The sequence below is a fragment of the Streptomyces sp. NPDC034086 genome, assembly GCF_055575515.1.
On the sequence record NZ_JBVISM010000002.1, the window covers coordinates 439,511 to 462,188 of the forward strand.

The following is a 22,678-nucleotide window of genomic DNA, read 5'->3' on the forward strand; positions in this document are numbered from 1 at the left end:
GTGGCACTGTTACGGGATAGAACAACCCTTAAATGCTCCCCGCGCCCGCGGGGATGACCCTGGAGTCCCCGTGTCGCTGCCACCCCTGGTCGAGCCAGCCGCTGAGCTCACCGTTGACGAGGTCCGTCGGTACTCGCGTCACCTGATCATCCCCGATGTCGGGATGGACGGGCAGAAGCGCCTGAAGAACGCCAAGGTGCTCGCCGTGGGCGCCGGCGGTCTCGGCTCGCCCGCCCTGATGTACCTGGCCGCGGCGGGCGTCGGCACGCTGGGCATCGTGGAGTTCGACGAGGTCGACGAGTCGAACCTGCAGCGCCAGATCATCCACAGCCAGGCGGACATCGGCCGTTCCAAGGCCGAGTCCGCCCGCGACAGCGTGCTGGGCATCAACCCGTACGTGAACGTGGTCCTGCACGAAGAGCGGCTCGAAGCCGACAACGTGATGGAGATCTTCAGCCAGTACGACCTGATCGTCGACGGCACGGACAACTTCGCCACCCGTTACCTGGTCAACGACGCCTGCGTGCTGCTGAACAAGCCGTACGTGTGGGGCTCCATCTACCGCTTCGACGGCCAGGCCTCCGTCTTCTGGTCCGAGCACGGCCCCTGCTACCGCTGCCTGTACCCGGAGCCCCCGCCGCCGGGCATGGTCCCGAGCTGCGCCGAGGGCGGCGTGCTGGGCGTGCTCTGCGCGTCCATCGGCTCGATCCAGGTCACCGAGGCCATCAAGGTCCTCACCGGCGTCGGCGAGCCGCTCGTCGGCCGCCTGATGATCTACGACGCCCTGGAGATGCAGTACCGCCAGGTCAAGGTCCGCAAGGACCCGGACTGCGCGGTCTGCGGCCCGAACGCGACCGTCACCGAGCTCATCGACTACGAGGCCTTCTGCGGCGTCGTGTCGGAGGAGGCCCAGGAGGCCGCCGCGGGCTCCACGATCACTCCCCAGCAGCTCAAGGAGTGGATCGACGCGGACGAGAAGATCGAGATCATCGACGTCCGCGAGAAGAACGAGTACGAGATCGTCTCGATCCCCGGCGCCAAGCTGATCCCCAAGGGCGAGTTCCTGATGGGCACCGCCCTCCAGGACCTCCCGCAGGACAAGCGGATCGTCTTGCACTGCAAGACGGGTGTCCGCAGTGCGGAAGTCCTCGCGGTGCTGAAGTCCGCGGGCTTCTCCGACGCGGTGCACGTCGGCGGCGGCGTCATCGGCTGGGTCCACCAGATCGAGCCCGAGAAGCCGGTCTACTAGGCCCGGTCCACCGGACACGGGGGCCGTACCCGCCCGGCGGGTACGGCCCCTTCCTCATGCCGCCGCGCAGACGGTGCCCGCGCCCGGCACCTTCCCGTCGAGCAGGTACGCGTTCACCGCGCGCTGCACGCACGTGTCGCCGCTGTTGTACGCGCCGTGCCCCTCGCCCTTGTACGTCAGCTCCACGCCCACGCCCTTCCCGAGCCGCTCGGCCATCTTGCGCGCGCCCTCGTACGGGGTCGCCGGGTCACCGGTGTTGCCGATCACCAGGATCGGCGCGGAGCCGGGCGCGGAGACGTCCGGGGTCCGCCAGGCGCCGGGCACCGGCCAGTCCGTGCAGCTCAGCAGGGCCCAGCCGAGGAAGTCCCCGAAGACGGGGGAGGCCGAACGGAAGCGGGGCAGCCGGGCCTTGGTCTCCTCCAGCGTGTAGCGCTCCTTGGAGTCGGCGCAGTTGATGGCGGTGTTGGCCGCGCCGATGTTGCTGTAACGGCCGTTCTGGTCGCGGCCGTTGAGCGCGTCGGACAGCGCCATGAGCAACTGCCCCTGGCCGCCCTCGGCCTCGTCCAGCCCCTGTTCCAGCAGCGGCCACAGCTCCTTGGAGTACAGGGCCTGGGCGATGCCGTTGGTCGCCTGGGACTCGGTCAGCTGCCGGTCGCCGATGCCGGGGATCGGCTTGGCTCCCAGGTCCTTCTGCAGCTTGATGACGTTCGCCTCGATCTCCTTGGCGGTGCTGCCCTGGATCCGGCACTGGTCGCCGCGGTCGACGCAGTCCTGGGCGAAGTTGCCGAGGGCCAGCTGGAAGCCCTTCGCCTGGCCGAGCGCGCCCTGCTCGGCGTCCTTGGTGGGGTCCACGACGGCGTCGAAGACGGCCCGTCCGACGTTCTTCGGGAAGAGGTGGGCGTAGACCCCGCCGAGTTCGGTGCCGTAGGAGATCCCGAAGTAGTTCAGTTTCCCGTCGCCGAGGGCCTGGCGGATCCGGTCCAGGTCGCGGGCGGCGTTCTCGGTGCCCACGTACGGGAGCACCTTGCCGGACTTGGCCCGGCAGGCCTTCTGGTACGTGCGGATCCCCTCGACGTAGGCCTTCTCCTCCTGCGGGGTGTCCGGGGAGGAGTCCTGCGCGTAGTAGGCGTCCAGCTGCCTGTCGTCCTCGCAGCGGACGGGGGCGCTGCCACCGACCCCGCGGGGGTCGAAGCTCACCAGGTCGTACCGGGCGCGCAGGGCCTCGTACTCCTTGGCGGCGCCCGGCAGCGTGGCGATCCCGGACCCGCCGGGCCCGCCGAAGTTGAACACCAGCGAGCCCAGCCGCTCGGCCGGGCGGCGGGCCTTCGCGCGGATCAGGGCGAGGGGGATGGTCTCGCCCTCCGGCTCCGCGTAGTCGAGCGGTACGTCGAGCGTGGCGCACTGCCAGTCCCGGCCGGGTGCCTGCCCGCCGCCCTGGGCGGCCGTCGGGGCGTCGCACGCGCCCCAGGAGAGGGGCTTGGCCGGCTCGGCGGCGCCGGACCCGGTTCTCCGGCCGCCGCCGTCACCGCCGGAACAGGCGCCGGTGGTGAGCAGCGCGGCGGCGAGCGCGGCGGCGGTGGTGGCCCGAAGGACGTTTCTCGGCATGTCCCCATCCTGTGCGCCCGCCCCCGCCCCCGCCCGCGCGCTGACCCGTCCGGGGGACGGAGCGCCGTGCGGGCGGCGGCCGGTGGCGCGGAGAGCCCCGGCCGGGGGGCCGTGCGCGGCCACGCGCCGCGTCCACGGCCCGGCCCCCGCCCCGCGGAGCTAGATCGCTTCCTTGCGGGTCAGGAAGTTGAACGACACCCACCCCGGCAGCACCGGCAGCCAGAAGGTCATCAGACGGAACAGCAGCACCGCCGAGATCGCGACCTCCTTCTCCAGTCCCGCCGCGATCAGACCCAGCGTCAGGGTGGTCTCCACCGCCCCGATGCCGCCCGGCGTCGGCGCCGCCGAGCCGAGCGCGTTGCCCGCCAGGAACACCACCGCGATGCTCGCGTAGCTGATGGCCTCCCCGCCCCCGAAGGCACGGATCGAGGCGTCCAGGCACATCACGAAGCAGCCGGTCAGCAGCAGCATGCCGCCGATGCCGGTCATCAGCTTCTGCGGCCGCTGGAGCACGTCCAGCATGCGCGGCACCACGCCCGCGAACAGCGCCCGCACCCGCGTCACCACGAACTTCCGCAGGAACGGCACCGCCGTGACGACCAGCACCAGCACCGCCACCGTCAGCAGGCCGGCGATGACCGTCCTCGACGGGGTCATCTCCGGGGTCTTCTCCGTGCCCGTCAGGTAGCCGAAGGCCAGCAGCAGCAGGATGTGGCTGGCCAGCCCGAAGAGCTGCGAGGCGCCGACGCTCGCCACCGCCAGGCCCGGCCGGACGCCCGCCCGTTGCAGGAACCGGGTGTTCAGCGCGACCCCGCCCACCGCCGCCGGGGCGACCAGCTTCACGAACGACCCCGCGACCTGCGCGACCACCGTCCGCAGGAAGGACACCCGTTCCGGGACGAAGCCCAGCAGGCTCATCGCCGCCGCGAAGTACGTCAGCGCCGAGAAGGCGAGCGCCGCCCCGACCCAGCCCCACTGCGCCTGGCCGACGATGGTCGCGAAGTCGACGTGCGCCAGCTGCGTGAGCAGGAAGTACGCGCCGAAGGCACCCGCGATGAAGGACACCAGCGTGCGCGGCCGGATCCGTTCCAGCCGGGCCGGCTCCACCGGCGCCTGCGGGCGGATCAGCAGCACCTGCCGGCGGATCTGGCTGAGCAGGTCCTCCTCCCGCGCCCCCTCCAGCGCGTCGTCCAGCGCCCTCTTCTCGGCCTTGCGGCCGGCGGCCGGACTGGGTGCCGCCGGTGCGGCGCCGTCGCCCGCCTCGCGCGCGGCCTTCGCCGCCCGCGAGGACTCCAGGACGGCTTCCCGCTGCCGGTCGGCCCGCTCCCGGGCCAGTTTGCGCAGGGTCGCCCGGGTGGACCGGCTCAGCGCGATCGGCTGGAGCAGCGGCAGGCAGTCCGCCACCGCGTCCGGGCCGAGCACCGACACCGCCGAGGCCACCGACCGTTCCGCGCCGACGCGCAGGCCGAGCGTGGTCAGCAGCTGCGCGATGTCCATCCGCAGCACCAGGTCACCGGCCGCGATCTCACCGCCCCGCAGGTCCGTGAGGATCACCTTGCCGGAACGATCCACCACCAGCGCGTCCCCCGTGAGCCGGCGGTGCGCGATCCGCCGCGACTGCAGGGCCCGTACCTGCTCCCACGCGCTGCGGATCAGCTCGTCGGTGATCTCCTCGTCGGCGAGGGCGTCCAGGTTGCGGCCGCCCAGGTGCTCGTAGACGAGCATCACGGCGTCGGGGCCCAGCTCGGAGGTGGCGATCAGCTTCGGCGCGTTCGCACCGGCCGCGATGGCGGCGTACGCGAGGAGGGCCTCCTGCTCCAGCGCCTGGCGCAGGGACTGGATGCTGCGCCGGGTGGTGATCCCGCGCAGGGTCATCCGCCGCCAGACCCGGTAGAAGAAGCCCTGCGCCTGCTGTTCGCGGTCCACGACGGTCACGTCCAGCGGAGGACCGTCCTCCAGCGTGACGTGGTAGCGGCGGCCGCGGTCGCCGATCTCCGTGCCGTCCCCGTCCGGGGCCTCCGCGCGCATCGCGCTGACCGGCTGGAAGCCGACGCGGCGCAGCCCGGCGAGGAGGTTCTGCCCGGTGGGCCGGACGTTCGGCGAGCCGACCGCGTACAGGGTTCCGTACGCGACGCTCCAGCCGATCAGCACCGTCAGGATGATCGAGAACGGTGTGGTGTACCCGCTGACCAGCATCGCGAAGGCGTCCAGCAGCAGGACCACCCACAGCGCGACCCGCCAGCGCGGCCGCCGGGTCATCCCTACGGCGGTCATGTACGCGATCACGGGCGCGAGGTACCCGTGCACCGGGTCCGTGGAGGCGCCGGCCGTGCCCGTGGCCCGGGTGAGGGCGTCCTGGATGGTCCCGGGGGCGCCCTGGGACACCCACAGGTCGGTGGCCAGCGTCACCCCGTGCGCGAGGACGGCCGCGAGGACGCCGTCGGCGATGCGCAGCCCGTCGCGTTTGATCAGCCGCTCGATGGCGAAGGCCACCGGTACGAGGAGCACGGCGATGCTGGACACCAGCCCCGCGACCTTGATCAGCAGGTCCGGCGCCTGGCCGGTGCCCTGCGTGATGTCCTGCTCCAGGCCCGCGGTGGTGCCGTGGGCGAAGGCGGCGATGCCGAGGACGACGGCGATGCCGAGGATCCCGGCGAGCAGGCGGACCAGGTCGGAGGGCCGGTGCACGCGGGCGGCGAGCAGCGGCTCGTCCACCTCGACGCGGTCGGCCGCCGTCGGCGTGTGGCCGGGCGGGTCGTCGGGGTGCGCCTCGTCGGGGCGCGCGTCATCGCCCCTCGCCGCGCCGTCCGGAGGGCTCACAACCCGCTCCTTCGCCGTCACATCCGTCTCTTCTTGATCACGTATCACCAGTCACCGCCCGGAAGATGGTGGCACGGACCGGCGGCCGAGCGGGGCAGCAGGGTGCGCGCCGGTACGGAAGGAAGGCTTCCACCGGGCCGCCCGGAACATCCGGCACCATGTGCCGAATGAGCGAAGAGCTGCCCGCCTACGCGGAGCGGGTACTGGAGGTCGCCGAGCGGATTCCGCCCGGCCGGGTGATGACGTACGGGGACGTCGCCGAGTGGCTCGGCGAGGGAGGACCGCGCCAAGTCGGGCGTGTCATGGCCCTGTACGGAGGAGCCGTGCCCTGGTGGCGCGTGGTGCGGGCGGACGGCGTGCCCCTGCCCGGCAGCGAGCGGCGGGCCCTCGCGCACTACCGGTCCGAGGGCACCCCGCTGCGCGAGACCGCCTCCGGCGAGCCGCGGCTGGCGATGCGCAGGGCGCGCTGGGACGGCCGCGGGGAAGGACGCGGGGGCGACGAGTCTCACATCTGACAGCTTCCGGCATACGAGACGCGGACGGAGGGTCGAAGGCCCGTACGGAGGACGAGGCCGAAGACCTCCGGGGCGACGCCCGCCCCCGGCGGGACGGACTGCGGGGGCCGCCGCGGTTGGCGTAGCGTTGCCTCTTCGGCGTACGCGGCCGGGGGTCTCCCGGCCACCGCGGCCGCCGGCCAGACCGCAGCAACCGCAGACCCACCAGGACCGGCACCCCACGTGATCACCTCTTCTCCCGGCCGCTCGGAGCGGCGTACGCGGACACCTGACGCGTACCGCCTGGTGCGGACCGGGCCGCGGCAGGTGGCCGTCCCTGTGCTGGACGCAGCGCAGCGCGCGGTGGTTGATCACACCGGCGGGCCGCTCCTCGTGCTCGCCGGACCGGGCACCGGCAAGACCACCACCCTCGTCGAGGCGGCCGCCGCCCGGGTCGAGGCCGGCACCGACCCCGCCCGCATCCTGATCCTCACCTTCAGCCGGAAGGCTGCCGTGGAGCTGCGCGACCGCGCCGCCCTGCGGCTCGGCGGCGCCCGCGCCCCGCAGGCCACCACCTTCCACTCCTTCTGCTACGGCCTGGTCCGCGCCCACCAGGACCACGAGCTGTTCGCGGACCCGCTGCGGCTGCTGTCCGGCCCGGAACAGGACGTGATGGTCCGCACCCTGCTGGAGGGCCAGCGGCGGCTGCGGACCATCCGCTGGCCGGACGACCTGCGGGCCGCGCTGACCACCCGCGGGTTCGCGGACGAGGTCCGCGCCGTCCTGGCCCGCGCCCGCGAGCTGGGCCTGGGCCCGGAGGCCCTCGCCGCCTTCGCCGAGCGCATCGGGCGCCCCGACTGGAAGGCGGCCGCCGCCTTCCTCTCCGAGTACCTCGACGTCCTCGACCTCCAGGGCTCCCTGGACTACGCGGAACTCCTCCACCGCGCCGTCCTCCTGGCCGAGGGCACCCCGTCGCTGGCCTCCGCGTACGACGTGATCTACGTGGACGAGTACCAGGACACCGACGCCTCCCAGCTGCGGCTGCTGCGCGCGCTGAACGGCCCCGCCGGGACGCTGGTGGCCTTCGGCGACCCCGACCAGTCGATCTACGCCTTCCGGGGCGCCGACATCAACAACGTCCTCGACTTCGACTCGGCCTTCCCCGGCGCGCGGGTCCGGGCGCTGACGGTCGGCCGCCGCTCGGGCTCGGCCCTGCTCGCCGCCACCCGCCTCCTCACCACCCGGATGCCGCTGCCGCGCCTGCCCGCCGCCGCGGTCCGGGCCCACCGCGACCTCGCGCCCGCGCGGGAGGGCGGCCGGGTCGAGGTGTACACCTACCCGACGGCGGGCGCCGAGCTCGACAACATCGCCGACATCCTGCGCCGGGCCCACCTGGAGGACGGCGTGCCCTGGCGGGACATGGCCGTCCTGGTCCGCGCGGGCGGCCGCACCCTCCCGGCGATGCGCCGCGCCCTGATCGCGGCGGGAGTCCCCGCCGAGACCGACGCGGCGTCCACCCCCCTGCGCCACGAACCCGCCGTCGCCCCCCTCCTGACGGCCCTCCGCCTCACCGCCACCGCGGCCGCCGGGACGCTGGCGCTCGAGGACGGCGGGGGCGAGGCCGCGGCGTCCGCGCCGGCGCCGCTGCCGCCCGAGGGCGGGGAGGCCGCGGGTGATCCCCCCTCCGCGCCGCTGCCGCTCGACGGGCGGGAGGCCCCGGCGGGCCCGGGTGCGAACCCGTCTCCGGACGCGGCCCCGGACGCGGTGGCGAGCGGCGCCGCGTTGCCGGGCCCCGCCGACGCGGCGGCCGGTGACGCGGACGCCGTCGCCGTGCCGGGCACCTCCGACGTGCCGGGCGGCGCCGGACTGCCGGACGCCGCCCCGCCCGGCGCGGAGCCGGCCGCCGCCGTGTCGGGCGCTGCCCAGCCGGGCAGCGCCACCGTGTCGGTGACCCTTCCGCAGCCCCGCACCCTGGAGGCTGGTGGGCCGGCAGGCGCCGCGCCGGCCCTCGCACCGGACCCGTCGGGGTCCGGCTCCGCCGAGGCCGCCCCGGCGGCTCCTGCCCACGCAGCGGGCCCGATGGGCCCGACCGACCTGGTGACCCCTGCCGACCCGGCGACCCCGGCGACCCCGGTGGCCTCTGGCGACCCGGCAGCCCCGGCAGCCCCGGCGATTCCTGCTGTCCCGGCGTCCCCCGTGGTCCCTGCCGACCCCGCGGACCCCACGGCCCCGGCAGTCCCGGCCGCCCCCGCCGGCCCGGATGCCGGGGAGCGGGAGTCCGCCCCGGGCTTCGGGGCGGGTGGGCGGGGCCTTCCCCCCGGTACCGCCGCCGCGGGCGAGACGTGGGTCGGGGTCGAGGACGCCCTCGCGCTGCTCACCTCGCCGCTCGGCGGGATGGACGCCGCCGACCTGCGCCGGCTCGGGCGGGCGCTGCGCGACGAGGAGCGGGCCGCCGGGGTCGTCGTACCCGCGCCCTCCGACGTCCTGCTGGCCCGTGCCCTCGCCGAACCGGAGCGGCTCACCGCCCACGACCCCGCCTACGCCCGCGGAGCGCAGCGCCTCGGCCTGCTGCTGCGCAAGACCCGCGAGCTGCTCCAGGGCGGCGGCACCGCCGAGGAGGCCCTGTGGGCCCTCTGGGACGGCACCCCCTGGCCGCAGCGCCTCGAACGCCGGGCCCGCCGCGGCGGCACCGCCGGCCGCAACGCCGACCGCGACCTCGACGCGGTCTGCGCCCTCTTCGACAACGCCGCCCGCGCGGAGGAACGCACCGGCGGCCGCGGGGCGCTCAACTTCCTCGAGCAGCTGGAGGCCGAGGACATCGCCGCCGACACCCTCACCGGACGCGCCGTACGCACCGACGCCGTACGCCTCATGACCGCGCACCGCTCCAAGGGCCTGGAGTGGGGACTCGTCGTCGTCGCCGGGGTGCAGGAAGGGCTCTGGCCCGACCTGCGCCGCCGCGGCTCCCTCCTGGAGGCCGACCGGATCGGCCGCGACGGCCTCGCCGAACCCCTCACCCCCGGCGCCCTCCTCGCCGAGGAACGGCGGCTCTTCTACGTCGCCGCCACCCGCGCCCGCCACCGGCTCGTCGTCACCGCCGTCAAGGCCCCCGCCGAGGACGGCGACCAGCCCTCCCGCTTCCTCACCGAACTCGGCGTCACCCCCAAGGACGTCACCGGCCGCCCCCGCCGCCCCCTCGCCGTTCCCGCCCTCGTCGCCGAGCTGCGCGCCACCACCGTCGACCCCGACGCCTCGCCCGCCCTGCGCGACGCCGCCGCCCGCCGCCTGGCCCGCCTCGCCGCGCTCACCGACGACGACGACCGCCCGCTGGTCCCCGCCGCGCACCCGCAGCGCTGGTGGGGCCTGTACGAGCCGACCCGCGCGCCCGCCCCGCTCCGCGACCGGGACCGGCCCGTCGCCCTCTCCGGCAGCGCCCTGGAGCAGCTCGCCACCACCTGTTCCCTCCAGTGGTTCCTGGGCCGCGAGGTCAAGGCCGACGCCCCCTCCACCGCCGCCCAGGGCTTCGGCAACGTCGTCCACGTCCTCGCCGACGAGGTCGCCTCCGGCCGCACCCCCGCCGACCTCGCCGTCCTCATGGAACGCCTCGACTCCGTCTGGGACGCCCTCGCCTTCGACGCCCCCTGGAAGTCCCGCCAGGAGAAGGACAACGCCCGCGCCGCCCTCGAACGCTTCCTGCGCTGGCACACCACCGACCGCGGCGGCCGCACCGCCGTCGCCACCGAGCACGACTTCGACGTCACCCTCGAGGCGGGCGAGTACGCCGTACGGATCCGCGGCTCCATGGACCGCGTCGAGGCCGACCCGCAGGGCCGCGCGTACGTCGTCGACTTCAAGACCGGCAAGGGCGCCCCGACCCGGGAGGAGGTCGCCCGCCACCCGCAGCTCGCCGTCTACCAGCTGGCCGTCCGCCAGGGAGCCGTCGACGAGGTCTTCGACGGCCGCCGCCCCGAACCGGGCGGCGCCGAACTCGTCCAGCTGCGCCAGGGCGCCGCGAAACGCGACGGCGGCGACGCCGTCCCGAAGATCCAGGCGCAGGAGCCGCTGTCCGGCGGCAGCTCCGGCGCGTGGGTCGGCGACCTGCTGGCCACCGCCGCCGGACGGGTCCTGGACGAGCGGTTCGCCCCCGCCACCGGTGAACACTGCACCCGCTGCGCCTTCCGCAGCGCGTGCAGCGCCCTGCCCGAGGGCCGCCAGACCGTGGAATGAGACGGCGGCGGGGAGTGTCGGCGGCTGCGGCTAGCCTTTTGAGGTGACCGCGTACGTGTCCGGGCGCACCCCCGTCCTCGACGATCCCGAGCAGCTCAAGGAGCTCCTCGGGATCCCCTTCACGCCCGAACAGCTGGCCTGCGTCACCGCCCCCGCCGCCCCCCAGGTGATCGTCGCGGGCGCCGGCTCCGGCAAGACCACCGTCATGGCCGCCCGCGTCGTCTGGCTGGTGGGCACCGGCACCGTCGCCCCCGAACAGGTCCTCGGCCTGACCTTCACCAACAAGGCCGCCGGCGAACTGGCCGAGCGGGTGCGCAAGGCCCTCGCCCGGGCCGGCATCACCGACCCCGACCCCTCCCCGGCCGACGTCGAGGCCGGGACGGCCGGCGGCGAGCCCCGCATCTCCACCTACCACGCCTTCGCCGGCCGGCTCCTCAAGGACCACGGGCTGCGCATCGGCCTCGAGCCCAGCGCCCGCCTCCTCGCCGACGCCACCCGCTTCCAGCTCGCCGCGAAGGTGCTCCGCGAGGCCCCCGGCCCCTACCCGTCCCTCACCAAGTCCGTGCCCGACCTGGTCAGCGACCTCCTCGCGCTCGACGCGGAACTCTCCGAACACCTCGTCGAGCCGGCCGCGCTGCGCGCGTACGACACCGCCCTGCTCGACGGGCTCGCCGGCGCCAAGCTCACCAACGACGACCTGCGCAAAGTCCCCGAAGCGGTACGCGGCCGCCTGGAGCTGCTCGAACTGGTCTCCCGCTACCGCGCCGCCAAACGCTCCCGCGACCTCTTCGACTTCGGCGACCAGATCGCCCTGTCCGCGCGGCTCGCCACCACCCGCCCGGAGGTCGGAGCCCTGCTGCGGGAGGAGTCCCGGGTGGTCCTCCTCGACGAGTACCAGGACACCTCCGTCGCCCAGCGGCTGCTGCTGTCCGGCCTCTTCGGCGGGGGCACCGGGCACGCCGTGACCGCCGTCGGCGACCCCTGCCAGGCCATCTACGGCTGGCGCGGCGCGTCCGTCGCCAACCTCGACGACTTCCCCGAGCACTTCCCGCACGCCGACGGCAGCCCCGCGGCCCGGCTCTCCCTCAGCGAGAACCGCCGCAGCGGCGGCCGCCTCCTCGCCCTGGCCAACGGCCTCGCCGCCCCGCTGCGCGCCCTCCACGAGGGCGTCGAGGCGCTGCGCCCCGGCCCCGGAGCCGAGCGTGACGGCGTCGTCCGCTGCGCCCTGCTGAACACCCACGCCGAGGAGCTCGAGTGGCTCGGCGACTCCGTCGCGCACCTGGTGCGCACGGGCACCGAGCCGGGCGAGATCGCGGTGCTGTGCCGCTCCGCCGCCGACTTCGCCCGCATCCAGGCGGTCCTGGTCGCCCGGGACGTCCCGGTGGAGGTCGTGGGCCTGTCCGGCCTGCTGCACCTCCCGGAAGTGGCCGACCTCGTCTCCGTCTGCGAGGTGCTCCAGGACCCCGGAGCCAACGCCGCCCTCGTACGCCTGCTCATCGGCCCCCGCTGGCGCATCGGCGCCCGCGACCTGGCCCTGCTCGGACGCCTGGCCCGTCAGCTGGTCGCCCGGCCCGGCGCCGACCGGGGTCCCGACGGACGGCTCGCCGCGGCGGTCGAGGGGGTCGACCCGGCGGAGGTCGTCTCCCTGGCCGACGCGCTGGAGACCTTCCTCGACGGCGGGGCCGCCGAGGAGCTGCCCTTCTCCGCCGCCGCCCGGGTCCGCTTCGCCCACCTCGCCCAGGAGCTGCGGGACCTGCGCCGCGCCCTCGCCGACCCCCTGATGGACGTCCTGCACCGGGTCCTGGCCACGACGGGCCTCGACGTGGAACTGTCCGCCTCCCCGCACGCCCTGGCCGCCCGCCGGCGCGAGACGCTCTCCGGCTTCCTCGACGTCGCGGCCGGCTTCGCCGCGCTGGACGGCGAGGCGACCCTGCTGGCGTTCCTGGGCTTCCTGCGCACGGCCGCCCAGTACGAGAAGGGCCTCGACCACGCGCTGCCCGGCGGGGAGAACACGGTCAAGGTGCTGACGGCCCACAAGTCCAAGGGCCTGGAGTGGGACGTGGTGGTCGTCCCCGGCCTCTGCGCGGGCTCCTTCCCGAAGGAGAAGGCCCCCGAGGCCTGGACCTCGTACCCGAAGGTCCTCCCGTACGCCCTGCGCGGCGACGCCCCGACCCTGCCCGGCGACCCGGAGTGGACCGCGGCGGGCCTGAAGTCCTTCAAGGCCTCCCTGAAGGCCCACAAGGAGACGGAAGAACTCCGCCTCGGCTACGTGACCTTCACCCGTCCCCGCTCCCTCCTGCTGGCCTCGGGCCACTGGTGGGGCCCCACCCAGAAGCGCCGCCGGGGCCCTTCCGCCTTCCTCCAGGCCCTCCACGACCACTGCGCCGCCGGCTACGGCGAGATCGAAGCCTGGGCGGACGAACCGGCCCCCGACGCCGAGAACCCGGCCCTGGCGGCCGACGCCGACGCCGACCACACCTGGCCGCTGCCCCTGGACCCGGCCTCCCTGGTCCTGCGCCGCGAGGCGGCCGCCCTGGTCGAGGCCCACCTCGCCGCCCCCCGCCCCCAGGACCCGGCCGAGGAGGACCCCTACCTCTGGCCCCCGGACTGCGAGGACCCGTCCTACGACGACGAACCCCCGGCCGGCGCGCCCGACGCCCCCGCGGAGGACGACCCGTGGGCCGGCGAAGCGCTACCGGCCGGCCCGTGGGCTCCGCCGGGGGCCGCCGCCCCGCCGGAGGACCTCTGGGCCGGCGAAGCCGCCCGCCCCGCCGCCGCTGCCGCCGGCCCCGGCCCCCGGGCCGGCGAGGCCGTCGTCCCCCGGCAGGCGGGCCCGGCGCTCCCGTACCCGCACGCCGGGGGCGGCCCGCGCCCCGCCCCCGGCGGCGGGCTGACCCCCGAGGAGGCCCGGACGGTGGCCTCCTGGGACCGTGACCTCGACGCCCTCGAGGGCGAACTCCGCCGCGCCCGCGCAGCCGTACGGGACGTCGAGCTGCCCTCCGCCCTGTCCGCGAGCCAGCTCCTGCGCCTCGCCGCCGACGAGCAGGGCTTCGTACGCGATCTCGCCCGCCCCATGCCCAAGCCGCCGCAGCCCGCGGCCCGCCAGGGCACCCGTTTCCACGCCTGGGTCGAGTCCCGCTTCGACGAACTGCCCCTGCCGTTCCTCGACGACCTCCTCGACCCGGCGACCGACCTCCCCGGCTCCGGCCAGGAGGTCGCCGACGAGGCCGACCTCGCCGCCCTCAAGGCCGCCTTCGAACGCAGCGAGTACGCCGAGCGCACCCCGTACCGGATGGAGGCCCCGGTCCAGCTCACCCTCGCCGGCCGGGTGATCCGCGGCCGGATCGACGCCGTCTACCGCAACCCCGACGGCTCGTACGAGGTGGTCGACTGGAAGACCGGCCGCACCACCCAGGCCGACCCCCTCCAGCTCGCCGTGTACCGCCTGGCCTGGGCCGAAGCCACCGGCACCCCCCTCGAGCAGGTCTCGGCCGCCTTCCTGCACGTCCGCAGCGGCCGGGTGGTCCGGCCCCGCGGTCTCCCTGGCCGGGAGCGCCTTGAGCGGATCCTCCAAGGCGAATCGGGCACGGACGGTGCCCACCAGGCGGACGGTTAGGCTCGTGGCCATGAGCGAAACCCCGGACAGCGTCGTCCGCACGTACATCGAGACCCACCGCGCCGCCTTCCTCGACGACCTCGCCGAGTGGCTCCGCATCCCCTCCGTCTCGGCCCAGCCCGAGCACGCGGACGACGTACGCCGCAGCGCCGACTGGCTCGCCGCGAAGCTCAAGGAGACCGGCTTCCCCGTCACCGAGGTCTGGGAGACCGCCGGCGCCCCCGCCGTGTTCGCCCACTGGCCGGCGGCCGACCCCGCCGCCCCCACCGTCCTCGTGTACGGGCACCACGACGTCCAGCCCGCCGCCCTCTCCGACGGCTGGCACACCGAGCCCTTCGAGCCGGTCGTCAAGGAGGGCCGGATGTACGGGCGGGGCGCGGCCGACGACAAGGGCCAGGTGTTCTTCCACACGCTCGGCCTGCGCGCCCACCTCGCGGCGACCGGCGCCGGGGCCCCCGCCGTGCACCTCAAGCTGCTCGTCGAGGGCGAGGAGGAGTCCGGTTCGCCGCACTTCCGCGCCCTCGTCGAGGACCGCGCCGCCGCGCTCGCCGCCGACGTCGTGATCGTGTCCGACACCGGCATGTGGTCCGAGACCACCCCCACCGTCTGCACCGGCATGCGCGGCGTCGCCGACTGCGAGATCGACTTCCACGGCCCCGACCAGGACATCCACTCGGGCGCCTTCGGCGGGGCCGTGCCCAACCCGGCCACCGTCGCCGCCCGCGTCGTCGCGGCGCTGCACGACGAGGACGGGCGGGTCACGATCCCCGGCTTCTACGACGGCATCGCCGAGCTGACCGGGGCCGAGCGCCGGCTGATCTCCGAGCTGCCCTTCGACGAGGCCGAGTGGCTGCGTACGGCCAAGTCCCACGCCACCGCGGGCGAGGCGGGCTACTCCACCCTGGAGCGGGTCTGGGCCCGCCCGACCGCCGAGGTCAACGGCATCGGCGGCGGCTACCAGGGCCCCGGCGGCAAGACCATCGTGCCCGCCTCCGCCCACCTGAAGCTCTCGTTCCGCCTGGTCTCCGGGCAGGACCCGTACGAGGTCGAGGCGGCCGTCCGGGACTGGGTCGCGGCCCGGGTGCCCGACGGGATCCGGCACAGCATCACCTTCGGCGCGCCCACCCGCCCCTGCCTCACCCCGCTGGACCACCCCGCGCTGCGGTCCGTGGTCCGCGCCATGGGCCGCGCCTTCGGGCAGCAGGTCCGCTTCACCCGAGAGGGCGGCTCCGGGCCGGCGGCCGACCTCCAGGACGTGCTGGGCGCCCCGGTGCTGTTCCTGGGGATCTCCGTACCCTCCGACGGCTGGCACGCGCCGAACGAGAAGGTCGAGCTCGACCTGCTCCTCAAGGGCGTGGAGACCACCGCCTACCTGTGGGGCGACCTCGCCGCGAACTGGTCGCCGGGAACCGCCCCCGCCGCCACCACCTGACAACCGTTCCGTACGCCTGCCTTGTCCCACCACCGGGGGAGTTGGAAGTACCAGTGAGCACCCATACCGAGCGCCCTCTCTCGCTCACCGCGCCCAGCGGGATCGACCGCGCCGCGCACCACCGCCTCGACGAGGCGTGGCTCGCCGCGGCCTGGAGCCACCCGACGACCCGCGTCTTCGTCGTATCCGGCGGCCAGGTGCTGATCGACGACACCCCCGACGGCGGGACGGGCATCGTGATGACCCCCGCCTTCGAGGCCCCGGTCACCGAGACGCACCGGTACTTCCTGGGCACCGACGAGGACGGCGTACGGTACTTCGCGCTGCAGAAGGACTCCCTGCCGGGCCGCATGGACCAGTCGGCCCGCCCGGCCGGGCTCCGCGAGGCCGGGCTGCTGCTGAACCCGCGCGACGCCGGCCTGATGGTGCACGCGGTGGCGCTGGAGAACTGGCAGCGCATGCACCGCTTCTGCTCCCGCTGCGGCGAGCGCACCGTCGTCGCCGCGGCCGGCCACATCCGCCGCTGCCCCGGCTGCGGTGCCGAGCACTACCCGCGCACCGACCCGGCCGTGATCATGCTGGTCACCGACGAGCACGACCGCGCGCTGCTGGGCCGCCAGGTGCACTGGCCGGAGGGCCGCTTCTCCACGCTGGCCGGCTTCGTGGAGCCGGGCGAGTCGATCGAGCAGTCGGTGATCCGCGAGGTGTGGGAGGAGGCGGGGGTGCGCATCGGCGCGGTCGAGTACGTCGCCAGCCAGCCCTGGCCGTTCCCGTACAGCCTGATGCTGGGCTTCAACGCCCGCGCCGTCAGCTCGGAGATCACGGTCGACGGCGAGGAGATCCAGGAGGCCCGCTGGTTCTCCCGCGAGGACTACCGCGCCGCGATAGAGGCCGGCGAGGTCCTGCCCCCGTCGGGCATCTCCATCGCGGCCCGCCTGGTCGAGCTCTGGTACGGCCAGCCGCTCCCCAAGGGCCCGGCCACCGTCTGAGAACCCGGAAGGCCCCCGCCGGGGCGGGGGCCGTTCTGCGGGCGAGGAGGGGTCTCAACCCGTTCTGGAGAGCGGGCAGGGCGCCCTTGGTTCCGCGCGGTTCGGGGAGCAGGTCACCACGGCGACGGAGTGGAACACGGTGCCGCTCAGGTAGTGGCCCAGTGACACGTCGCCGCCCCACGTCAGCCGCTCTACGGCGTTCTTCACCAGGACCACGAGCCGGGTCACTTCGCGCTCCGCCGCGATGGCGAACCGGGGTGCGAACTGGGCGAGTTGCAGGCCCAGCCATGCGCCGGCCTCCTTCGGCTCCTCCCACGTGCCCCGGACCGTGGAGGGGGGCTTCAGAAGCCAGTGCGCCGTCTGGATCGGCGGCGTACCGCTCGTGGGGAACTCCGACGCCGATTGCCGGTACCGGTCGATGACCTCCTGCGGGCTCCCGGCGGTCGGAGGTTCCCCCGGGGGACGGCGGACGCCTTCCTTGTCGAAGTCCTTCTTCTCTCCGAGCCATGCGTAGCCGTGGTGGTGCACCGGTGCTCCGTTCCGGGAGATGTCGACGGCCCCACCCGTCGGCGACACGGGCGGGGCCGTCGGTTCGGGTGGTGCGCAGGGTTCAGGCGGAGAGGGTGAAGCGTGCGGGGTCGATGCCCGCCGCGTCCAGTTCCGCCGTGGTGAACCGGAGCGGTTCCGCGTCGGGCCGCTTGCTGTCACCCATGGCCCACGCGTCCGGGCCGATCTTGGCGAGTGTCACGCACGCCTCGCCGTCCGGGTGGGTGCTGCCGCCGCACGCCTTGGAGAAGGCGGCCGTGTCGATGTCGAGCGCGTACAGGTCGGTCATCGTTGCCCTTCCTGATCATCTGACGGCCCCGTGGGGCCGTCTCCCGCCCTCAGTGGGCGGAAGTCTCCGTGACCCTCATGGCCTCGGCCATCCGCGCCGCCACGTCGGCGGGGAGTATCCCCAGGTGCACGTGGGCGAGCCCGTTGTGGGTGACCGTGGGGCGTATGCCGCTCCATGCGGCTTCCGGGATGCCGAGGGCGGCCAGAGGGGCGCGCAGGGACTCGGCGGCGTCGGAGGCCTTGGTGCGGCCGTCTCGCCAGGTCTGCATGTCCACAGTCAGACCGCCGCGCTCTGAGCGCTGGGGCACTTGTTGTGCCGGTGGACGACGGCGGGTGCACCCGCCTGCTCCGCCTTTGCCATGTCGCACCCCTCGCGTTCGCCGTCGCTGCGGGGCAATCCTTCACCGCTTCGCAGGGGCGTGGCGCGATCATGCGCGTCATGGACTAAAGATCATCGGAGGGCGGTCGCGCACGCTGCCAGGAAGGCCCGTGCGTCCTCTCCGAAGACGGCCCGGTCCTCAAGGTGAGAAAACTCCTCGCGGTGGCTTGCCACGTCCCGAGGGTCCCGGAAGACCATGACGCCCGTGGACAGCTCGACCGTGGCGATGCGGTCGTCGTAGACCGTGAAGGTGTTCAGCGGTGCGGGCCCCGTGGAGACGGTCAGCGGGATGATCCCGAGCCGTACGTTCGGCAGGTGCGTGAGCGAGGCCAGGTGGTCGATCTGCACCGCGAGCGCGTCCGGGCCGACGAGGGGCCAGCGGACTGCCTGCTCAGTGAGTATGAACGTGAAGCGCTTCGAGCGGTCGTACAGGACCTGCTGCCGTTCCAGCTTCCTGGCGATGGTCTTCGAGTGGTCACCGGGGATGTGGGCGAGGCTCGCCCGGACGTACTCCGGTGTCGAGAGCAAGCCCGTGATCATCGACAGCAGGAAGAACCGGAACTCCGCCGACGATGCTTCCAGGCCGGCCAACTCCAGCTGCTTCTTGTCCAGGCCCTTGCGCCGCATGCCCCGGGCGCCCTGCCACTCCGTGTTCGCCAGACGAGCCAGGGTCATGACCTGCGTGACCAGAGCGGGGGCGGCATCGCAGGCCCTCAGGAGTTGCTCTACGTCCACGAGGGAGGGGCGCACCTTGCCGTTCTCGATCCGGCTGACCTTCGACTGGGACATGTTGCAGCGGGCAGCGGCCCGAGCCCCTGAGAGCCCGGACCGCTTGCGTACCGCTTTCAGCAGGGCCGCCAGTTCCTCGCCTGACTGGCCAAGCTCCTCGGGATCGACACTCACGTACCGACGTACTCCAGGAACGGCACGGACGCGGCTACGGCGATGCGCTGGTACTCGACGAACGGGGCTGGGTCGCCCTCGTACAGTTCCCGGCTGATCTGCTTGCCGTCCGCCTCGTAGTGCATGAGGACGATCGTGGAGCGGTCGAACATCCAGAAGTCTTCGACGTCCGGCAGAGGGTTCGGTCGGTCGGTCACGTCGAGGATGCGGATGTCTTCTCCGGCCGGGGCCTGGTGCTGGTAGTACCGCTCGAACTCGAACCGCAGGTAGTCACTCAGCGGCCGCGTGAGGACGTGCACCCGCCCGACGTTCCGGGTACGCACCATCTCCGTCCACGAGTCCTCGTACGGACCGGGGAACCGGGCCCCCGCCTTGAAGGCCGCGAACTCCTCCGCTTCCTGCGGTACGCGGTACTGCGGCAGGGTCTCAAGCCGCCAGGCCTCCGTCTGGAACGTCTTGAACTTCGACGCCCAGTCGTCACCATCCAAGAGCACGGAACGCCTCCCGCAGCACTGCTTCGGGAATCTCTACGAGTCCCTCGCCGGTGGGCGGGGTGAAGGCTTCGGATACGTCGCCCTGGACGATGAACGAGCCGGACGCGGTCTGGTAGACGTTCGGGCAGTCACCCTGTCCGCACTCGCCGTTTCCGTTGCCTGTGAGCCGGGTCAGTTCCTCACGTGCCATGTGGAGCCCCCTCGGTGCCAGGCCCCCGCTGGACCTGATGACCATGACCGTACGGAGCGACGGGCGAGGCCGTCCATGCGCGAACGCGACTATGCGCGTCTTCGCATAAACCTGCCCGAGCGTCCTGGGACGGGACAGCAGAAGGCCCCCGCCGGGGCGGGGGCCGTTCGCGGGCGAGGAGGGGGATCAGACGGCGAGGGCCTGCTTGACCTGGGCCAGGCTCGGGTTCGTCATGACGGACTCGTTGCCGGCGGAGGACTTCACGAGCACGGTTGGAACCGTCTGGTTGCCGTTGTTGGCCTTCTCCACGAACGCCGCGGACTCCGGGTCGAGCTCGATGTTGATCTCGTTGTACGCGATGCCTTCCCGGTCCAGCTGGGTCTTCAGCCGACGGCAGTAGCCGCACCAGGTGGTGCTGTACATCGTGACGGTGCCCGTGTCCTGCATGCTCGCTCCTCTGTGAGGTCTCGGTGGATCGCGATGCCGGTCGATCCGAGCCGGATGATCCGAGGAGTCGAACGTCCCGCCCCGCCGTGCCATTCCCGCGCCGGTGACCGGTGTGACCGATCCGACTGCGGCCGGTCCGCTCCCGGCATACCCGCCGGTCCGGCGGTCGCCACCGGTATGACGGATCCCGCGGCCCTGTGGACGGGTTTCCCGTCCGGCCCACCGGACCTGGCAGCATGGCGGGGTGACAGCAGCAACGCACTCCTCATCGGTACCGGCCGGTGGCGGCGCGCCCGACGTCGACGCCGACGCCGTGCTCCAGGGCCTCGACCCTGAGCAGCGCGAGGTCGCCACGACCCTGCGCGGACCGGTGTGCGTGCTGGCCGGCGCCGGCACCGGAAAGACCCGTGCGATCACCCACCGCATCGCCTACGGGGTCCGCTCGGGCCAGCTCATGCCGGCCAGCGTGCTGGCCGTCACCTTCACCAACCGCGCCGCCGGAGAGATGCGCGGCCGCCTGCGCGCCCTCGGCGCGGGCGGGGTCCAGGCCCGCACCTTCCACTCCGCCGCCCTCCGCCAGCTCCAGTACTTCTGGCCCCGGGCGATCGGCGGGGAGGTGCCCCGGCTCCTGGAGCGCAAGATCCAGTTCGTGGCCGAGGCCGGAGCGCGCTGCCGGGTCCGCCTCGACCGCAACGAGCTGCGCGACGTCACCGGCGAGATCGAGTGGGCCAAGGTCACCCAGACCGTGCCCGCCGACTACCCGGCCGCCGCCCTCAAGGCGGGCCGCGAGGCCCCCCGGGACATGGCGGAGATCGCCCAGATCTACGGCACGTACGAGCAGCTCAAGCGGGACCGCGGCATGATCGACTTCGAGGACGTGCTGCTCCTCACCGTCGGCATCCTCCAGGACCGCCACGACATCGCCGAACAGATCCGCACCCAGTACCAGCACTTCGTGGTGGACGAGTACCAGGACGTCAGCCCGCTCCAGCAGCGCCTGCTGGAACTGTGGCTCGGTGACCGCGACAGCCTCTGCGTCGTCGGCGACGCCAGCCAGACGATCTACTCCTTCACCGGCGCGACCCCCGACCACCTGCTGAACTTCCGCACCCGCTACCCGCAGGCCACCGTGGTCAAGCTGGTCCGCGACTACCGCTCCACCCCCCAGGTGGTCCACCTCGCCAACGGTCTGCTGAACCAGGCCCGCGGCCGCGCCGCCGAGCACCGGCTGGAGCTCGTCTCCCAGCGCGAACCCGGCCCCGACCCGGTCTACGCCGAGTACCCCGACGAGCCCGCCGAGGCCGAGGGCGTGGCCCGCCGCATCCGCGACCTGATCGCGGCCGGGGTCCCGGCCGGCGAGATCGCCGTCCTCTACCGCATCAACGCCCAGTCCGAGGTGTACGAGCAGGCCCTCGCCGACGCCGGCGTCCCGTACCAGCTGCGCGGCGCGGAGCGCTTCTTCGAGCGGGCCGAGGTGCAGAAGGCGGTCCTCGCGCTGCGCGGGGCCGCCCGCTCCGCGGGCAACGACCCGCTGCTGGACGACGTCGTCGAGCTGGGTGCCCAGGTCCGGGCCGTGCTCAGCTCCACCGGCTGGACCGCCGAGCCGCCCGCCGGCTCCGGCGCGGTGCGCGACCAGTGGGAATCGGTGGCCGCGCTGGTCCGCCTCGCCGAGGACTTCGCCCGCGGCCGCCCCGGTGCCGGGCTGGCCGAGCTCACCGTCGAGCTGGACGAGCGCAAGGCCGCGCAGCACGCGCCGACCGTCCAGGGCGTCACCCTCGCCTCGCTGCACGCCGCGAAGGGCCTGGAATGGGACGCCGTGTTCCTGGCCGGCCTCACCGACGGCATGATGCCGATCACATACGCCAAGACCGACGAGCAGGTCGAGGAGGAGCGCCGGCTGCTGTACGTCGGCGTCACCCGGGCCCGGCTCCACCTGACCCTCTCCTGGGCCCTCTCCCGGGCTCCCGGCGGCCGGGCCTCCCGCCGCCCCAGCCGTTTCCTGAACGGGCTGCGGCCGGGCTCCGCGGCTCCCGCGAGCCGGCCGGGTGCCGCGGCCGACGGCGCACCGCGCAAGCGCGGCCGCCGGGGGCCGGTGCTGTGCCGGGTCTGCGGCAGGACGCTGACCGAGGCCGGGGACATCAAGCTGATGCGCTGCGCGGACTGCCCGTCGGACATGGACGAGGGCCTCTACGAGCGGCTGCGCGAGTGGCGCGCCGGCCAGGCGAAGCTCCAGGGATTGCCCGCGTACTGCGTGTTCACGGACAAAACCCTCATGGCGATCGCGGAGGCGGCACCCTCCGAGCCCGGGGAGCTCGCGATGATCTCCGGGGTGGGCGGCCGCAAGCTCGAGCGCTACGGCACCGATGTCCTGGCCATCTGCACTGGTCAGGAGCCCGAGGGCGGCGATCCTGACGACGCGTAGAAACTCGTCGGAAAAATAGTTTGCACATGCCCGTCACAGCCCCATAGGTTCTTAGCAACGGAAACGGTGGCTTCTCCGAAGCCCTGGATCCGTGCTGTACTTATCCGAATAGATGGGACAGGCCCCCGGGCCCGGTCCCCGAGACGCCGAGAGGAGGCGAGACCAGTGACCAGCTTCATGACCTTCACCAAAATGACCGATCGCTCGGTCGACGCTTCCTGCCTGCTCGGTTCCGTCTCCCTCCGGGGCACCGGTCTGTCCGCGATTTGCGCTGACAGCCCCGCCCTGCTGGCGACCCTTCCGGTCAGCGAGCGCAATGAGCGACCGACCAAGGCACTGGTGGCAGTAGCGGAAGCCCCGCAGGCGCACGGCGCCTATGGCTTCGCGGCCGCGGCCGGTGCCGGATACACGACGCAGACGAAGCAGCAGCACCACCTGATGTGGGCCTTCCGTGGGCTCGAACCCTGGAGTGATCCAGCCTGATCGCATGATCAGGCCGGCGCCTTCAGGGCCGCGGAACCCCACCCGGGATCCGCGGCCCTTCTGTTTGTCCCCGAACGGGGACGACGGAGCGAAG

17 protein-coding genes are annotated in these 22,678 nt (G+C 73.7%); 8 read left to right on the forward strand and 9 right to left on the reverse strand.

All coding sequences use genetic code 11. The features are described 5' to 3' along the window. Window positions 1-70: 70 nt before the first annotated feature. Window positions 71-1,249 carry an adenylyltransferase/sulfurtransferase MoeZ gene (gene moeZ / locus ACZ514_RS07440; RefSeq protein ID WP_468173552.1) on the forward strand — a complete coding sequence of 393 codons (1,179 nt, stop codon included), beginning with the start codon at window positions 71-73 and terminating at the stop codon, window positions 1,247-1,249. 54 nt (window positions 1,250-1,303) lie between these two features. On the opposite strand, the gene ACZ514_RS07445 is transcribed toward moeZ, so the two are convergent. Together ACZ514_RS07445 and ACZ514_RS07450 are read right to left on the reverse strand one after the other, a co-directional pair. Next, the gene (locus tag ACZ514_RS07445; RefSeq protein ID WP_468173551.1) at window positions 1,304-2,854 is read right to left on the reverse strand and encodes an alpha/beta hydrolase; all 1,551 of its coding nucleotides are present in this window, start codon (window positions 2,852-2,854) and stop codon (window positions 1,304-1,306) included. A 159-nt stretch (window positions 2,855-3,013) separates the two neighbouring features. Next, complete coding sequence (locus ACZ514_RS07450) at window positions 3,014-5,722, reverse strand: lysylphosphatidylglycerol synthase transmembrane domain-containing protein (protein ID WP_468173549.1); 2,709 nt, start codon at window positions 5,720-5,722, stop codon at window positions 3,014-3,016. A 119-nt stretch (window positions 5,723-5,841) separates the two neighbouring features. Between ACZ514_RS07450 and ACZ514_RS07455 the strand changes: the two genes are divergently transcribed. From ACZ514_RS07455 to nudC, 5 genes are all read left to right on the forward strand, one after another. After that, entirely contained in the window at window positions 5,842-6,189 is a 348-nt protein-coding gene (locus tag ACZ514_RS07455; RefSeq protein ID WP_468696255.1) for an MGMT family protein, read from the forward strand. 285 nt (window positions 6,190-6,474) lie between these two features. Beyond that, window positions 6,475-10,395, forward strand: coding sequence for a UvrD-helicase domain-containing protein (locus ACZ514_RS07460; RefSeq protein ID WP_469124479.1), 3,921 nt, complete (start codon window positions 6,475-6,477; stop codon window positions 10,393-10,395). Window positions 10,396-10,438: 43 nt separating this feature from the next. Beyond that, window positions 10,439-14,011, forward strand: coding sequence for a UvrD-helicase domain-containing protein (locus ACZ514_RS07465; RefSeq protein ID WP_469124320.1), 3,573 nt, complete (start codon window positions 10,439-10,441; stop codon window positions 14,009-14,011). 10 nt (window positions 14,012-14,021) lie between these two features. Beyond that, window positions 14,022-15,443, forward strand: a complete 1,422-nt coding sequence (locus ACZ514_RS07470; RefSeq protein WP_469124321.1) for a dipeptidase — start codon at window positions 14,022-14,024, stop codon at window positions 15,441-15,443. A gap of 41 nt (window positions 15,444-15,484) precedes the next feature. Beyond that, complete coding sequence (gene nudC, locus ACZ514_RS07475; RefSeq protein WP_467893982.1) at window positions 15,485-16,432, forward strand: NAD(+) diphosphatase; 948 nt, start codon at window positions 15,485-15,487, stop codon at window positions 16,430-16,432. 54 nt (window positions 16,433-16,486) lie between these two features. Here the strand turns inward: nudC and ACZ514_RS07480 are convergent, their stop codons facing one another. The 7 genes from ACZ514_RS07480 to ACZ514_RS07510 all read right to left on the reverse strand — a co-directional run bounded on the left by ACZ514_RS07480 (window position 16,487) and on the right by ACZ514_RS07510 (window position 19,679). Then, window positions 16,487-16,960, reverse strand: coding sequence for a hypothetical protein (locus ACZ514_RS07480; protein WP_469124480.1), 474 nt, complete (start codon window positions 16,958-16,960; stop codon window positions 16,487-16,489). Between the two features lie 82 nt (window positions 16,961-17,042). After that, complete coding sequence (locus tag ACZ514_RS07485) at window positions 17,043-17,267, reverse strand: DUF397 domain-containing protein (protein ID WP_469124322.1); 225 nt, start codon at window positions 17,265-17,267, stop codon at window positions 17,043-17,045. Window positions 17,268-17,316: 49 nt separating this feature from the next. After that, the gene (locus tag ACZ514_RS07490; RefSeq protein WP_469124323.1) at window positions 17,317-17,535 is read right to left on the reverse strand and encodes a hypothetical protein; all 219 of its coding nucleotides are present in this window, start codon (window positions 17,533-17,535) and stop codon (window positions 17,317-17,319) included. Between the two features lie 182 nt (window positions 17,536-17,717). Next, entirely contained in the window at window positions 17,718-18,548 is an 831-nt protein-coding gene (locus ACZ514_RS07495; protein ID WP_469124324.1) for a helix-turn-helix domain-containing protein, read from the reverse strand. Continuing rightward, on the reverse strand, window positions 18,545-19,042 hold the full coding sequence (locus ACZ514_RS07500; protein WP_469124325.1) for a DUF6879 family protein: 498 nt from the start codon (window positions 19,040-19,042) through the stop codon (window positions 18,545-18,547). Before ACZ514_RS07500 ends, ACZ514_RS07495 begins: the two co-directional genes overlap by 4 nt. After that, window positions 19,026-19,232, reverse strand: coding sequence for a hypothetical protein (locus ACZ514_RS07505; protein ID WP_385469854.1), 207 nt, complete (start codon window positions 19,230-19,232; stop codon window positions 19,026-19,028). Before ACZ514_RS07505 ends, ACZ514_RS07500 begins: the two co-directional genes overlap by 17 nt. 186 nt (window positions 19,233-19,418) lie before the next feature. After that, complete coding sequence (locus tag ACZ514_RS07510; protein ID WP_388933917.1) at window positions 19,419-19,679, reverse strand: mycoredoxin; 261 nt, start codon at window positions 19,677-19,679, stop codon at window positions 19,419-19,421. 244 nt (window positions 19,680-19,923) lie between these two features. Here ACZ514_RS07510 and ACZ514_RS07515 point away from each other — a divergent pair, with 244 nt between their 5' ends. Both ACZ514_RS07515 and ACZ514_RS07520 read left to right on the forward strand, forming a co-directional pair. Further along, entirely contained in the window at window positions 19,924-22,101 is a 2,178-nt protein-coding gene (locus ACZ514_RS07515; RefSeq protein ID WP_468173539.1) for an ATP-dependent DNA helicase UvrD2, read from the forward strand. Window positions 22,102-22,278: 177 nt separating this feature from the next. Next, window positions 22,279-22,584 (forward strand): hypothetical protein, encoded by a 306-nt coding sequence (locus tag ACZ514_RS07520; protein WP_468173587.1) that lies wholly within the window; start codon window positions 22,279-22,281, stop codon window positions 22,582-22,584. Window positions 22,585-22,678 lie beyond the last annotated feature (94 nt).

Bases quoted from the DNA above. Each gene is read 5' to 3' on its own strand.
- ACZ514_RS07445 (WP_468173551.1), bottom strand. From the start codon at position 2,854: ATGCCGAGAAACGTCCTTCGGGCCACCACCGCCGCCGCGCTCGCCGCC.
- ACZ514_RS07455 (WP_468696255.1), top strand. From the start codon at position 5,842: ATGAGCGAAGAGCTGCCCGCCTACGCGGAGCGGGTACTGGAGGTCGCC.
- ACZ514_RS07470 (WP_469124321.1), top strand. From the start codon at position 14,022: ATGAGCGAAACCCCGGACAGCGTCGTCCGCACGTACATCGAGACCCAC.
- ACZ514_RS07485 (WP_469124322.1), bottom strand. From the start codon at position 17,267: ATGACCGACCTGTACGCGCTCGACATCGACACGGCCGCCTTCTCCAAG.
- ACZ514_RS07490 (WP_469124323.1), bottom strand. From the start codon at position 17,535: ATGCAGACCTGGCGAGACGGCCGCACCAAGGCCTCCGACGCCGCCGAG.
- ACZ514_RS07505 (WP_385469854.1), bottom strand. From the start codon at position 19,232: ATGGCACGTGAGGAACTGACCCGGCTCACAGGCAACGGAAACGGCGAG.
- ACZ514_RS07510 (WP_388933917.1), bottom strand. From the start codon at position 19,679: ATGCAGGACACGGGCACCGTCACGATGTACAGCACCACCTGGTGCGGC.
- ACZ514_RS07520 (WP_468173587.1), top strand. From the start codon at position 22,279: ATGACCTTCACCAAAATGACCGATCGCTCGGTCGACGCTTCCTGCCTG.